Source organism: Algoriphagus lutimaris (genome assembly GCF_017051705.1).
Lineage (GTDB): Bacteria > Bacteroidota > Bacteroidia > Cytophagales > Cyclobacteriaceae > Algoriphagus > Algoriphagus lutimaris.
Window position 1 is genome coordinate 2,360,013 of sequence record NZ_JAFIDJ010000001.1, and the last position, 14,618, is coordinate 2,374,630.

Annotated in this window: 10 protein-coding genes and 1 pseudogene; 7 read left to right on the forward strand and 4 right to left on the reverse strand. The window is 39.2% G+C overall.

The genetic code is table 11. The features are described 5' to 3' along the window. Positions 1 to 165: 165 nt before the first annotated feature. Genes JYB62_RS09675 through JYB62_RS09685 form a run of 3 tightly spaced genes read right to left on the reverse strand, consistent with a single transcriptional unit; the run spans position 166 to position 2,978 of the window. On the reverse strand, positions 166 to 1,551 hold the full coding sequence (locus JYB62_RS09675; protein WP_205645179.1) for an NAD(P)(+) transhydrogenase (Re/Si-specific) subunit beta: 1,386 nt from the start codon (positions 1,549 to 1,551) through the stop codon (positions 166 to 168). After that, a complete protein-coding gene (locus JYB62_RS09680) occupies positions 1,548 to 1,835 on the reverse strand; it encodes an NAD(P) transhydrogenase subunit alpha (protein WP_205645180.1) in 288 nt (95 codons plus the stop codon). The genes JYB62_RS09675 and JYB62_RS09680 overlap by 4 nt, the downstream gene beginning before the upstream one ends. A gap of 18 nt (positions 1,836 to 1,853) precedes the next feature. After that, entirely contained in the window at positions 1,854 to 2,978 is a 1,125-nt protein-coding gene (locus JYB62_RS09685) for a Re/Si-specific NAD(P)(+) transhydrogenase subunit alpha (protein ID WP_205645181.1), read from the reverse strand. 409 nt (positions 2,979 to 3,387) lie between these two features. On the opposite strand from JYB62_RS09685, the gene JYB62_RS09690 reads away from it, so the two are divergent. The 6 genes and pseudogenes from JYB62_RS09690 to JYB62_RS09715 all read left to right on the forward strand — a co-directional run bounded on the left by JYB62_RS09690 (position 3,388) and on the right by JYB62_RS09715 (position 11,022). Further along, positions 3,388 to 4,857, forward strand: a complete 1,470-nt coding sequence (locus JYB62_RS09690) for a Gfo/Idh/MocA family protein (RefSeq protein ID WP_205645182.1) — start codon at positions 3,388 to 3,390, stop codon at positions 4,855 to 4,857. Between the two features lie 682 nt (positions 4,858 to 5,539). Beyond that, positions 5,540 to 7,236, forward strand: a pseudogene (ggt, locus tag JYB62_RS09695) (gamma-glutamyltransferase). A 115-nt stretch (positions 7,237 to 7,351) separates the two neighbouring features. Further along, entirely contained in the window at positions 7,352 to 8,185 is an 834-nt protein-coding gene (locus tag JYB62_RS09700) for a prohibitin family protein (protein WP_205645183.1), read from the forward strand. 408 nt (positions 8,186 to 8,593) lie between these two features. After that, on the forward strand, positions 8,594 to 9,568 hold the full coding sequence (locus JYB62_RS09705; protein ID WP_205645184.1) for an SAM-dependent methyltransferase: 975 nt from the start codon (positions 8,594 to 8,596) through the stop codon (positions 9,566 to 9,568). Between the two features lie 35 nt (positions 9,569 to 9,603). Further along, positions 9,604 to 10,113 carry a DinB family protein gene (locus tag JYB62_RS09710; RefSeq protein ID WP_205645185.1) on the forward strand — a complete coding sequence of 170 codons (510 nt, stop codon included), beginning with the start codon at positions 9,604 to 9,606 and terminating at the stop codon, positions 10,111 to 10,113. A gap of 114 nt (positions 10,114 to 10,227) precedes the next feature. Next, positions 10,228 to 11,022, forward strand: a complete 795-nt coding sequence (locus JYB62_RS09715) for an SDR family NAD(P)-dependent oxidoreductase (protein WP_205645186.1) — start codon at positions 10,228 to 10,230, stop codon at positions 11,020 to 11,022. 151 nt (positions 11,023 to 11,173) lie between these two features. Here the strand turns inward: JYB62_RS09715 and JYB62_RS09720 are convergent, their stop codons facing one another. After that, positions 11,174 to 11,764, reverse strand: coding sequence for a DUF4136 domain-containing protein (locus JYB62_RS09720; protein ID WP_205645187.1), 591 nt, complete (start codon positions 11,762 to 11,764; stop codon positions 11,174 to 11,176). A gap of 523 nt (positions 11,765 to 12,287) precedes the next feature. Here JYB62_RS09720 and JYB62_RS09725 point away from each other — a divergent pair. After that, a complete protein-coding gene (locus tag JYB62_RS09725; RefSeq protein ID WP_243431535.1) occupies positions 12,288 to 14,612 on the forward strand; it encodes a DUF1549 domain-containing protein in 2,325 nt (774 codons plus the stop codon). The last annotated feature ends 6 nt before the right edge of the window (positions 14,613 to 14,618 follow it).

The following is a 14,618-nucleotide window of genomic DNA, read 5'->3' on the forward strand; positions in this document are numbered from 1 at the left end:
AAAGCCAACCTTCGAACTAGGGTTCTTCAAAAATAGATTGAATCCGGCACAAGAATAAAAACTAAAGATCAGGGATTTATTATCAGTGTTTTAACCTCCTTATAAATAAAAAAAGCTACCGGATCACTCCGGTAGCCCTAGGTATAGGTTTGAAAAAAAATACGATTACATTTCCTTCATTTCGGAGACAACTTTTGTAATGGTTTGCTTGGCATCCCCAAAGAGCATCAGACAGTTAGGATAGCCAAATAACTCATTCTCTACACCAGCATAGCCTTTGCCCATACTTCGTTTACAAACAATGACCGTTCTGGCTTTATCGGCATTCAAAATCGGCATGCCATAGATCGGACTTTGAGGATTATTACGGGCTGCAGGGTTTACCACATCATTCGCTCCTACGATCAGCACCAGATCCGTATTTGGGAATTCATCGTTGATGGATTCCATCTCGATTAATTTATCGTAAGAGATATTTGCCTCAGCCAAAAGGACATTCATATGGCCTGGCATTCTTCCTGCTACGGGATGGATCGCAAACTTGAATTCTATGTTTCGCTTTTCGCATTGCTCCATCAATTCACGGATGACATGTTGCGCCTGAGCAACTGCCATTCCATAACCTGGAACGACTATCACAGAGGAAGCTGAATCAAATAACATCGCTGTTTCCTCCACTCCAATTTCTTTGACAACGATCTGTGGACCATCAGCAGCGGGACCAGAAACTGCTTGTCCAAATCCTCCTAAAAGCACATTTGTCAAGGATCTATTCATGGCTTTACACATAATCTGAGTCAGGATTATCCCAGATGCACCCACCAACGAACCTGCCACAATAAGCACGTTATTATTCAAAATAAAACCAGTGGCACAGGCTGCCATTCCGGAATAAGAATTCAAAAGAGAAATAACCACTGGCATATCCGCACCCCCAATTGGAATTACCGTCAAAATCCCCAAAAGCAAGGAAATCACAATCAGCGCTATCATAAAAGTAGGATCACCGGGGTTCATAAAAGTCAAAGTTCCAGCGACTCCAAAAGCAATCAACAAGATCAAGTTCAAAAGATGTTGCCCTTTGAAAGTAATGGGTGAGCCGGAAACTTTTCCATCAAGTTTCAAGAAAGCGATCATGGAACCGGTAAATGTCACTCCTCCGATCAAAACTGAAACGATGATACTAATTGAATTTACCGAATCAGGATAAGTATTGACTGCTTGGGTTTTAAAGAAATAATCAGAAAGCGCCACGGCAAAAGAAGCTAGTCCACCAAAACCATTAAACAAGGCGACCATCTCCGGGATTTTGGTCATTTCTACTTTCTTGGAGACATAAAGACCAATCGCTCCACCGATTAGAATACAAATAAAAATCTCTACAAACGAGAGGATATTCACTGTATACAAAGTCGCCGCAATGGCGATCAGCATTCCTACAGCAGAATATACGTTACCTTCTCTTGCACTTTTGGTTTTACCCAATTTTTTGATCCCGAGGACAAAGAGAATCGAGGAGATCAGATAGGCTACTTGGATCAGGATGCTCATTTCTTCTTAAACATTTTTAGCATACGATCAGTCACTGCATAGCCGCCTACCACATTGATGGTGGCAAGAATCAAAGCTATCATTCCAAGCCATTTGCTGATGGTGGTATATCCCATTTCATTACAGGCCAAAAGAGCTCCAACAATGGTGATTCCGGAAATAGCATTTGACCCTGACATGAGGGGAGTGTGCAAAGTAGGGGGGACTTTTGAAATCAGCTCAAATCCCAGAAAACTCGCTAAAACAAGTATATAAATCAGAATAATTAATGCTTCTGAGCTCATAATTTTAAAAGGTTTTTACTATTTATTTAAAATTTTCTTGGTGAATTCATGTACTATTTCACCCTTATAAGTTATCAAAACACCTTTTGTAATTTCTTCTTCCCGATCCAAGTTGAATCCGTCTTTATTAGCAAGATGCAAAAGCAAAGTGCTGATATTCGTCGCATAAAGCTGACTGGCATTGGTGGAAAGTAAGGCAGGGAGATTAGATTCTCCTATAATTGTCACTCCATGTTTTATTACTGTCTTGTCTTTTTCAGAGATCTCACAGTTACCTCCGGATTCTACCGCCATATCAACGATGACCGCCCCTTTTTTCATAGTTTTCACCATTTCTTCCGTCACAAGAATTGGAGATTTTTTACCCATCACAAGAGCGGTGGTGATGACTAGATCAGTTTCTTTGATTTTGCTTTGAATCAATTCCTTCTGTTTTTGCAGAAACTCTTCCGATACTTCAGCCGCATATCCACCTTCTACTTTTACAGTTTCAGCTCCTTCCACAATCAAAAATCTTCCGCCAAGAGATTCTACTTGCTCTTTCGTTTCAGGTCTTACATCACTGACCTCCACAATGGCTCCTAGTCTTTTAGCGGTGGCAATAGCTTGCAAACCTGCCACTCCTGCACCAAAAATCAGAACTTTTGAGGGGGTAATCGTGCCTGATGCGGTCATCATTAATGGGAATATTTTTCCGAGATGATTAGCTCCCAAAATCACTGATTTATATCCTGCCAAGTTTGCCTGCGAACTCAAGGCATCCATTTTTTGGGCTCTGGAAATACGGGGAACAGCATCCATTGAGAATGAAGTGATAGATTTCTTATTCATCTCTGCCAAAATCTCCGGATGGTTATAAGCATACATCAAGGAAATACAAGCGGATCCTTCCTTCATTTGGGATACTTCTTCTTTAGTGAAAATATTCACCTTCAATAAAATATCACAATCAAATACCCCCTTCTTGGCTACCAAGGAAGCGCCTGCTGCTTTATATTCCTCATCAGTAAAATTAGAGCCCTCTCCTGCCCCAGATTCAACAGCTATTTCAAATTCTTTTTTAATCAGTAGCTTGATTACTTCCGGACTGAGAGCAACTCTTCTTTCGTGGTCTTTTGTTTCCTTTAGTACCCCTATTTTCATTTTTACCTTTTAGAATCTATTTATAATAGCTTTTATCATTCAATATATTCAAAGAAAGTCTGAAAATACCGCTTAGCCCACCTGCATTATCCTGATTTCTTCCACTTTTTTGATGTTTTCTTTGGTTTAATAACCTACTCACCAAAGCCTATTTTAAACTAAAAAATCTCTATTCATCAAAAATAAATTCGAAATCAACTAAATTTTAACCTCTAACTTTAAATATTCTATAAAAAGATCTTCAACAATGGCTTTTTTAAAACCCTTATGATAGAAAATCGACAAAGATTTACATGAAAATTTTCTTTACCGTTAATCCTTAAAGTATGGCAGTTTAAAGACAAACAGGATTCAAACTATTAGATAAATTTATATTTTACATAAACTTGTTTAACCTAATCAAAAACCCATGACACAACACAAGAAAGACTCCGAAGGTCAAAGCCGAAGGGATTTTATTAAAAATGCAGCAATTGCATCCTCATTTTTTATTGTACCTAGACACGTTTTGGGAGGGGCTGGATTTACCTCCCCTTCGGACCAACTGAACCTTGCAGCCATTGGAGCAGGAGGAAAAGGTGCAAGTGATATCAGAAACGCATCGGTAAATGGAAGAGAAAGAGTGGTTGCATTATGTGACGTTGATTTCTCTGGCTCTGCGAAGGCTTCTGTTGAAAGATTCCCAGACGCGAAACTTTATGCCGATTTCAGGAAAATGCTTGATACTGAAAAAGATATTGATGCAGTGACTATCTCTACCCCTGACCATGTTCATGGACCAGCTGCAAAATATGCAATGGAAAGAGGTAAGCATGTGTATGTACAAAAGCCTATGACCCACAACATCAAAGAAGCAAGAATGCTTACTGAGATGGCAAGAACTCAAAAAGTAGTTACTCAAATGGGAAACCAAGGAGGGTCAAACCCACTCCTTAACCTGGTTCAAGAATGGATTGATTCGGATAAAATAGGAAAAGTTTCCAAGGTGGAAGTTTGGACCAACCGTCCAGTATGGCCTCAAGGGGGTGCATTCCCAAAACCAGATCCAAGTGCCAAACCAAGTGCCTTGGATTGGGATCTTTGGTTAGGCCCAGCTCCTGAAATTCCTTATACTCCAGGATTGGCTCCATTTAGTTGGAGAGGTTGGTGGAATTATGGTACTGGAGCCCTTGGTGACGTAGGATGTCACTTAATAGATATTCCATTTAGAACCCTTGGACTTCACTATCCTACTGATGCAGAATGTAGCGTAGGGTCAGTATACAGCGGCATGTGGACCCCTGATTACCATCCTGATGGTTGCCCTGCATCCTCCTTCATCTCTTTAAATTTTGCAGCAACCCCAAAAAGCAAGTCTCCAATCAATATGACTTGGATGGATGGAGGAATTCGACCAGCACACCCTGATATTATTCCTGCGGATCACGATATCGGAGGAGCAAACTCCGCCAATGGAGTATTGATCATCGGAGACAAAGGAATTATTTCTACCAATATTAATGATTCCTCACCTCTCATGCCGAAGCTTTACCTCAATGACGGAACCCAAGAATTTGGTCCTCAAACAGAACCGAATGATGAACCAGAATATGGACATCAAAGACTTTGGGTGGATGCTTGTAAAGCTGGTTTTGGAAGTACGGAACATAAAGGCTTAACTTCTTCCTTTGATTATGCAGGCCCAATGACAGAAACTGTTTTAATGGGAAACCTTGCTATCAGAAGTTACATGTTGAGAAGAGAAAACAGCAAAGGTCAAATGGAGTTCTACGGTCGTAAGAAATTGCTTTGGGATGGAGATAATTTGAGAATTACCAATTTCGAGGATGCCAATCAGTTTGTCACTAGAACTTACCGTGAAGGATTTGGGATGGGGTAATTCATTTCCCTTTTAACCTCTACTAATAATCTCAAACCCAGTCATTCTTCTTTTGGCTGGGTTTGTCTTTTTAAAAAGAACTCCAACTCTAACCAACTACCCTTTTTTGAAATGAAGAAAAAACTAGTACAAAACTTAGCCTAAGTCCTGCAGAAAGATAAAATCTCAGAAAAGCCAAAATCAAGATTTCAGAAATTTTGGAAATACCTTTTGATGAATTGGAAAACATTTTTAACGCAAGTTCTGAAAGGGTAAAATCTATTCATGCAATATCAGAATTTCAGGCCGTAACATCCATTGGATTTAAGATAGCAGAGGGTTTGATTTTGATAAGTTATTTCTCTTTAGAAGAAGGAAAAGACAGAGAAAACTGCTCTAGGAGTACGAGCGAAAAAAAAGGATATTGGACGGCCCCATGTGTATAGGATCAGTTTCGGTTGATCCCAGATTATGCTTGGAATTCACAAACCAATAAAATCTGGTGGAATTTTACCAAGGTTATCCTGCTGACTGACCAAACCAGCCTGTTATGAAATGAAGCCTATCAACTGGAAAACAAGGCTTTAATCATTATCCCATAAAGATGAAAGTGATTTTCAAACTCTTGTTTCACTGCCCTCGTAATTGACTTGATCACTTAGCTCATTTTTTGCTATCTTAAAATTTTTCAAACAGGAATATTATGAACCGGATCATTACAGCATGCTTATCACTATTTCTTATCGGCCAACTTTCAGCTCAAGATCGCCTTACCGGAGAAACTTTTACAACCCGTTCAGAAATTCTTGCCAGAAATGGAATGGCTGCAACTAGTCAGCCACTTGCCACACAAGTTGCCTTAGATATTTTAAAAGCAGGAGGTACTGCAATGGATGCTGCGATTGCCGCAAATGCTGTTTTGGGTCTGGTAGAGCCTGCTAGTTGTGGTATCGGAGGAGATATTTTTGCGATTGTTTGGGATGCGAAAGAAAAAAACTCTTTGGTTTCAATGGAAGTGGAAGAGCTCCTAAATCACTCAGTATCGATTATTTTCTAGATCGGGGGATAAAGTATATACCGAATCTTGGTCCCCTCCCAGTATCCGTTCCTGGTGCAGTAGACGGCTGGTTTGCATTGCATGAGAAGTTTGGAAAACTCCCCATGGAAACTCTTTTAAAGCCAGCAATTGATTATGGAAGAGAAGGGTTTCCTGTTTCGGAAGTGATCGCTTTTGAGATGGAAAGTAATTATCGTGGGATGGAGGAATTACCGGGTTTTGCTGAAACCTACATGCCAAATGGGCATACTCCAAGAAAAGGCGAAGTCTTCAAAAACCCTAACCTTTCCGACACCTATGAAAAAATCGCCAAGGAAGGCCGGGACTCATTTTACAAAGGGGATATTGCTAGGATCATTGATACTTATATGAAGAAGCATGGTGGTTTTCTATCCTATGAGGATCTAGCAAGTCATACCTCAAACTGGGTGGAACCCGTAAGCACAAATTATCGAGGATATGATATTTGGGAATTACCTCCCAATGGACAGGGAACTGCAGCTTTGCAAATGCTTAATATTTTAGAAGGATATGATATTGCATCTATGGGGTTTGGAAGCACGGAATATTTACATGTGTTGACGGAAGCAAAAAAACTGGCATATGAAGACCGAGCAAAGTTTTATTCTGATCCAGAATTCAATAAAATTCCTTTGGAAGAACTACTCTCAAAAGAATATGCCGCTAAACGCCGGGCATTAATCGACCCTCAACAAGCAGCCAATAGCTATCCTGCTGGGGACATGGAAATCGAATCTGGAAATACAACCTACCTCACCGTAGCGGATAAGGATGGAAATATGGTTTCTTTGATTCAAAGTATCTATTCTGAGTTTGCATCGGGGATGGTACCCGATGGATTGGGATTTGTACTGCAAAATAGAGGTGGAATGTTCAATGTACAGGATAGAAACCATGCAAATGCATTGGAACCTGGCAAACGACCTTTTCACACCATCATTCCAGCCTTTATCACCAAGGATGGAAAACCTTATGTAAGTTTTGGCTTGATGGGGGGATCTGTTCAACCACAAGGGCATGCTCAAATTGTTGTGAATTTGGTGGATTTTGGAATGAATTTACAAGAGGCTGGAGATGCTCCTCGGATGAGACACTCTGGGAGTTCACAACCTACTGGATCCGTAATGACAAATGGTGGCACCCTCAATCTAGAAAGTGGCTTTGAACCTGAAGTCTTCCGCGAACTTAGAAAGAGGGGGCATAGAATTTCTTTTGCCGTAGGAATCTATGGCGGGTACCAAGCTATTGGAGTAGATTTGGAAAATAAAGTCTACTCAGGAGCTTCAGAATCCCGAAAAGACGGCCAAGCAGCAGGATATTAAAACATAGTATTCTTTCATTATTTTCTCTGAAATCTCATTGGAATCCATGCTTTCATTGCTGAAAGTCTTTTCTAGTAGGAAAAGACTACCTTGCCATGGTAACAACAAATGAAAAATGGATTTCGAAGACGTAAAATATGAAATGAAAAAGGGCTCTTGGAAGCCTATCATTATTGGAGGAATAATTTTAATTCTACTATTTGCCTTTAAACCTTGGGCTCAAGTGGGAGCCGGTGAACGCGGGATCGTTCTGAATTTTGGAGCAGTACAAAACACAGTTTTGGGGGAAGGTATCCACTTTAAAATACCTATTGTGCAGACCGTAGAATTGATGGATGTAAAAATCCAAAAAGCAATTACTGATGCAGCCTCTGCTTCTTCAGACCTTCAGGATGTAGACTTATCTGTCGCTCTTAATTATCATGTGATTCCTGATAAAGCGAATATCGTTTATCAATCTATCGGAGTGGAATTTAAAGCAAGAATCATTGACCCTGCAATTCAGGAGGTGATGAAAGCTGTAACTGCTCGTTATACTGCTGAGGAATTAATCACAAAAAGACCAGCAGTGAGTACAGAAATGAAAGATGCTTTGACTTCTAGATTGCTTGAATCGAACATTGCTGTTGATGCTTTTTCGATCGTTTCCTTTAGTTTCTCAAAAACCTTCACAGATGCAATTGAAGCCAAGCAAACGGCTGAGCAAAATGCGTTGAAAGCAAAGAGGGATCTGGACCGAATCCGGGTAGAAGCTGAGCAAACTATTGCAGCTGCTACAGCAGAAGCGGAGGCTTTGAGGCTTCAGAAAATGAATATCTCACCAGATCTGATCGAGTTGAGAAAAATTGAAGCCAACCTGAAAGCCATTGAAAAATGGAACGGTATACTTCCTGAAGTGACGGGAGCAGGTGCAATTCCTTTCATTGGTGTAGGAGCTGCCAAGAACTAATAAAATTTTAAAAAGGCGTGTTTTTGGATGAAAATTCTGGAAATGCGCTTTTTTTAACTTGATTTTAAAAAGAAAAGCCCAATTCTATCTGCAGTAGGAATAACTTTAAAATTCACTTCTTACAAATTCAAAAATATTGGATTGACAAGTATGAATTTCATTCTGTGAAAACTCATTCGGGAAAAAGCTGGAGGTTATGTAAGAAAATTAGGCAACCCGCCAAATGAATTCTATGGGAAAAGGAGTTAAAAAGAGAAGGCAACAAATTGAATACCACTGATTTTCAAAACATTAACCAGCTTATTGCAGGAATGTACAATCCTGTTAGATAAGTGTAATTTTCACCAGCATATTTAAAGTACTTTCAGATCGATTTTGAAGCCATTTTTTTATTAGGTTTAAATTTCCATGAATTCCTTTAAAGAAGCTTTAAGAAAAATCTACCTCTCTTATCTGAATGACAATGTGGATCATTCAGAATTAAATGCAGCTACTCAATCGTACAAGAAATTACTTTTTGATTGGTACTCTAACCATTTTTCAAATGAACTTGATCCCGAAAACTTAGCATCAGAATATGGCACTGCGATTAGCTCCCTGGGTGCAGCTTCCTGCATTGAGGATGGCTATAGAACAAGACAATTTATTCGAGGTATTTCCAAGGCTTTGGATCAGAAACTAACATATAAAGGTCCCATCCATGTAGTCTATGCAGGTACTGGTCCTTTTGCCAATTTACTACTTCCTATATTCCAAGAATATGCCCAGTTTGACATCCATTATACCTTGGTAGAAATCAATCCGCCAAGTTTTACCATACTAAAAAGATTGATGGAGGAATTTAATCAATCTGAGTTCGAAATAAAGTTAAAATTAGCGGATGCCAGTAAATTAAAAATCCCCTTCGATGAACGCCCGGATATTATCATTAGCGAAACCATGCAAGCGGGTTTACGAGCTGAGCCGCAAGTAGCTATACTTCAAAACTTAATCCCCCAAGCCAAAAATAACGCCTTCATCATTCCTCAAAACATCAAGTTAAGCCTTGGATTAATTGCACAACCAAAAGCTTCCAATCTAACCCAACAAGAAGTTGTATATCGGGAATACCCGGTTTTTGAAACGATCAACTTCTCCTCTACAGTGGATTCTTTTTCTTCAGTCCATACTCAAATTCAGGAAAAAGACCTTTTGATAAACAGTTGCCTAGCACTTCTTACCGAAATCCGGGTTTTTGAGGATGAACTCATCCAAATGAACCAAAGTGGCCTTACGGTTCCGCTGAAATTAATGGATCTACCTGATGAACAAGCAACTAATTATTCTATCATTTCCAGATATCAACTAAAGCCGAAACCCGAATTAATCATTAAAATGATGTAATTTTCATGTAGTGAACACTTTTAAAATCAATCATCATGAAAACACTTCAGGTTCTTTTTATTCTCTCCTTTTCAATTGGAGGTCTTCAACAGGCATTTGGACAAATTGATCGAGAGTTTCTGGTCAAGCAGTTAGAGTATTCCCACAATAATGAAAACTGGTTTGCTCCAATAAATACGTCTATGCATGATTTGAGTGCCGAAAATGCAAATTGGCATGATGACTCTGGAAATCATTCCATTGCTCAATTGGTTTCTCATTTGGTTTTTTGGAATGAGCGGCTATTAAATGCAATGCAAGGAAAAGACGTAGCAGAATTTGATGGAAACAATGATCTCACCTTTAGTGAAATTTCTGAAGAGGACTGGAAGAATATGACTCAGAAATTGGATCAAATTCTTTCTGACATAGAAGAGGAAACAAAAAAAATGAATGAAGAACAATTAGCTGGCTGGAAAGAAACCTTGGCTAATATCGCTGCCCACAATGCCTATCATACGGGCCAAATAGTGTACATCCGAAAACAAAATGGTTGGTGGAGGTAGGCAATCTTCCTGATAAAAATGAAATTTTAACGAATTATCCTTTTAGGCTATTGGTTACTGAACTAGTCAGAAATTAAATTTTCTTTTTCAAACCATCTAAACCAAAAAAAAAAAATGGACTTAGAACTCATCGATAAAAAGGTATTAATAAGTGGATCCACCGCAGGAATTGGTTACGCAATTGCTGAACGATTTTTAAAAGAGGGGGCAGAGGTAATCATCAATGGTCGGACGAAAGAAAGTGTCAACAATTCCATTGAAAGCCTTAAAAATTCCACAGGAAGTGAGAAAATCTCCGGAGTGGCTGCAGACTTTTCCAAAGTGGAAGACGTCAATCGATTAATTGCAAAAGTTCCAGAAATTGACATTTTAATTAACAATGCAGGGATTTTCGAACCTAAAGCTTTTGAGGAAATTCCGGATGAGGATTGGTTCCGTTTCTTTGAATTGAATGTCATGAGTGGCGTCAGGCTCTCCCGACATTACCTTCCAAAAATGCTTCAAAAAAACTGGGGTAGAATAATTTTCATATCAAGTGAATCCGGAGTTTTTATTCCTGAAGAAATGATTCATTATGGCATGACCAAAACAGCTCAAATTAGTATAAGTAGAGGTTTGGCAGAATTAACCAAAGGGACGAATGTGACTGTAAATTCTATTTTACCAGGACCAACCAAATCGAAAGGGGTAGGAATCTTTATAGAGGATTTAGCAAAAAGTAATTATACATCGACTGAGGAGGTAGAAAAAGATTTCTTCAAAAAGATGAGGCCTACTTCATTAATTCAACGGTTTGCAAGTGTGGAGGAAGTTGCCAATACAGTAGTGTATTTCTCCAGTCCTTTGGCTTCTGCCACCAATGGAGCATCCATTCGAGTAGAAGGTGGTTTAGTAAAATCAATCTTATAAAAAGAAAAAAAATAATTAACTGAATGTCAATTCTATACATTCTAAACCTTGTCTTTGAAATGTAACAGATTGTGGAAAACATTCCACACCAAAATAAAAAGGGGTAGACGCTGTATTTCGCGTCTACCCCTTTTTTTTAAGGTCTGGTGGCTTATTGCCCACTAGTTCCGTATTGATCAAAATTGAAGTCTTCAAAGATTGCCCCTACTTTATTCTTAATAGTAGAGAGGTTATTCATGTCCTCTTTTTCAAGAGTACCTGAAGCAAATCCTTGCCATATTTGATACCCTGTATTTGCATCAAGAAAATTGATGATAACAGTTCCTTCTTCTACGGGTACCATTTCAGTCGTTTCAGACCTTGGTCCAAACCCTAAATAATCCTGACCATTAGTCATGACGAACTTCCTCAGTTCGGTATCATTTTCCAAAATGGAGAAATCAACAAGCATATCAGGGCTTAATACATCCTTTTTAAAGCCTCTTGCCTCCATTTGGAGCTCTATGGCGTCTTTAAGCTTCTTTCGGTCAGATTGGTTATTGTATACCAAAACCCCATCAGAAGCAACTATCATTTTATCCTCAGGGATGATTGCATCCCCAAAAATCCAATTATAGGTTTGGTAATCGGTTACATCTGCAGTCTCTTTCTCTTGGGTCACTACTTTCATTCCTGAAGGTGAACAAGCAAATGTTGCAAATGCAAACATGGAAATAATTAAAATATTTAATCGGTTTTTCATGGCTCTTAGTTTTAAATTGAACAATCATGTAAAACCACAAACAGAAGTTTCTCCAATGGAGAATAACTTTTGTTTAGCATCTTTAAGTCGTACTAATACAAAAACAATTTTATTAACAGCTTGATACCGTTTTAATCATTCTGCCTATGGCTGAATAGGTCATATATAGTGCGAATTGAATGCCAAGATCTAAACAATGGTTATTAGAGACAGTAGAATAATGCTTTTTCAACTTGACCCGAAGCCAATAATGGTTACTTTTTATGAAGTAAAAGTGAGGCATACCAAAATAAATAGATGCCATTCATAAAAACAGGCTGAAATCAGGATAGCATAATTCCCAAAATCCATTAATTTCTAGTCTGAATCAATGGACATGTCAAAGACATTAGGCAAACATATCATCTTTAGGCTTCTTTCATTCGCAATGCTAATGATTGTGCTTCCTGTATTTAGCCAAGAAACAGGCCCAACAGAGTCAAGCCCCTTTTGGTTATGGGCATTTTTGGGAAGGCTTCACCCGATGATCGTACACTTTCCAATTGCCCTCCTTGTATTCGCTGCGGTTTTGGAGCTTTTCTCATTGAAAAATTACCAATCCAAATTTAGGCCCGCTATTTCAGCTTTGTTGATAGCTGGAGGAATCAGTGCAATAGTTTCTGCCATCTTTGGACTTCTGCTAGCATCTTCAGAGGGAACAAGTGGAGAAACCTTGGATCTTCACAAACAAGTTGGTTTGGTGACAGCTGGTTTGAGTGCCATTCTCCTATTCTATCTTTACCGAATTCATAAAAGCCGAAGCAAATCCACCGTCCGTATATTAAGAGGGGTATTATTCCTTACTACTATAGGCGTTTCTGTCACGGGTCATTTTGGAGGTTCTCTGACACATGGAGAGGACTTTTTAACGGAAGTAATCCCCAATAATAAAAGCAGTCAAAACATTGAAAAGTTAAACATTAACCTTGCTTCTTATCAATCCGAGCTTTCTCCGGAAAAGGAAATGAAACTGATTGGTGAAGTCCGAATGGTGTTTGCCCACAACTGCTATAAATGTCATAGCGGAGCAAAAATTGAAGGTGAGTTAAGGCTTGATGAAAAAGAATATGTTTTTGAAGGGGGTGAGAATGGAAAAGTGATTATCCCTGGAAGTCCTTCCGAAAGTGAGTTGATTCGAAGAATCAATTTAAAAAAAGGCCATAAAGAGGTCATGCCCGCCAAAGGAAATCTTCTCAATGATCAAGAAAAAGCACTTTTGGAATTATGGATCCAAAAAGGGGCACCTTGGCCAGACGGAGCAGCTCAACAAAGTGTCTATAGAGTAGCAGAGTTGGCTCCCAGATCTCCCAAATTACCCAACCCTTCCAATGGATTAAACAATCCTATTGACCTATGGGTAAATCAATATTTCAACCAACATGGAATCAATTGGCCAGAAGAGGTGTCGGACCGAGTTTACTTAAGGAGGATTTACTTGGATGTTATTGGGCTGATCCCTTCTCAAGTGGAGTTTGAATCATTCGTAAATGATCACCGGCCAAACAAAAGGAGTATTTGGCTTCATGAATTGCTAAATAGAGATCAGGATTATGCTACTCATTGGCTAACCTTTTGGAACGACGCATTAAGAAATGACTATACCGGAACTGGCTACATTACCAATGGTCGATATAACATAACCGATTGGCTGTATAAATCCTTGGAAGAAAACAAAACCTATGACGTGTTTGTCAAAGAGCTGTTAAATCCAAGCGAAAAATCAAAAGGCTTTATTGAGGGAATTAGGTGGAGAGGTACGGTCAATGCAAGCCAACGAACTGAATTACAAGCTGCCCAAAACGTGGGACAAGTTTTGTTAGGACTCAATTTAAAATGTGCTTCTTGTCATGATTCATTTATCAGTGACTGGAAACTGGAAGAGTCTTATGCCTTTGCAAATATTTTTGCAGACTCTACTTTGGAAATCAGTAGGTGTGAGCAGCCTACAGGTAAAATGGCCGACACTAGAATTTTATGGGAAGAACTTGGGGATATTGATTCTGCTGCCAGTCGATCTGAAAAGCTCAAGCAGTTGGCAGAAAACTTAGTACAGCCTGCCAATGGAAGAATGTACCGGACCATAGTAAACAGAATATGGAAACAGATGATGGGAAGAGGAATCGTGGAACCGGTGGACGAGATGGATAATGAACCTTGGAGTCAGGATTTACTGGATTGGCTCGCCACAGATTTTGTGGAAAACGGATACAATATCAAGCGTTTAATAGCTCAAATAGGAAGTTCAAAGATTTACCAAGCAAAATCCACAGGATACGAAACGGCAGATCAGTTACTGGCTGAAGACTTTCAATTTGAAGGGATGGTAAGAAGGAGGCTGACGGCGGAGCAATTCTCCGATGCAGTAAGCACCGTAGTTTACCCACTGTTCAAACCAGAGGAACAAAAATATAAGCCCTATGAACTGACGCCTGAAAGCGGGAGCTCAGTCAATTATGTTAGAGCATCTTTAGTGGCAAACAATGATTTTTTGAAAGCTTTAGGAAGACCCAATAGAGAAATCGTCTCGACCAGCAGAGATTCTCAGGCAAGTTTACTTCAGGCGCTTGAGTTAACCAATGGAATCCTTTTGGATTCTGCATTGATTATGGGGGCAAAAAATTGGGAAGCAAACTATCCTAACACCGATCAACTTACGGAAGCGATCTATGAAAAAACATTAAATCGTAAACCAGAAGAAAAGGAATTAGAAGTGGCAAGAAAAGTCATGGGGAGCACCCCCAAAAAGGAACAAATACAAGATTTTCTATGGGCAGTTTTGTTATTACCAGAATTCCAACTTATCTATTGAGTCTAT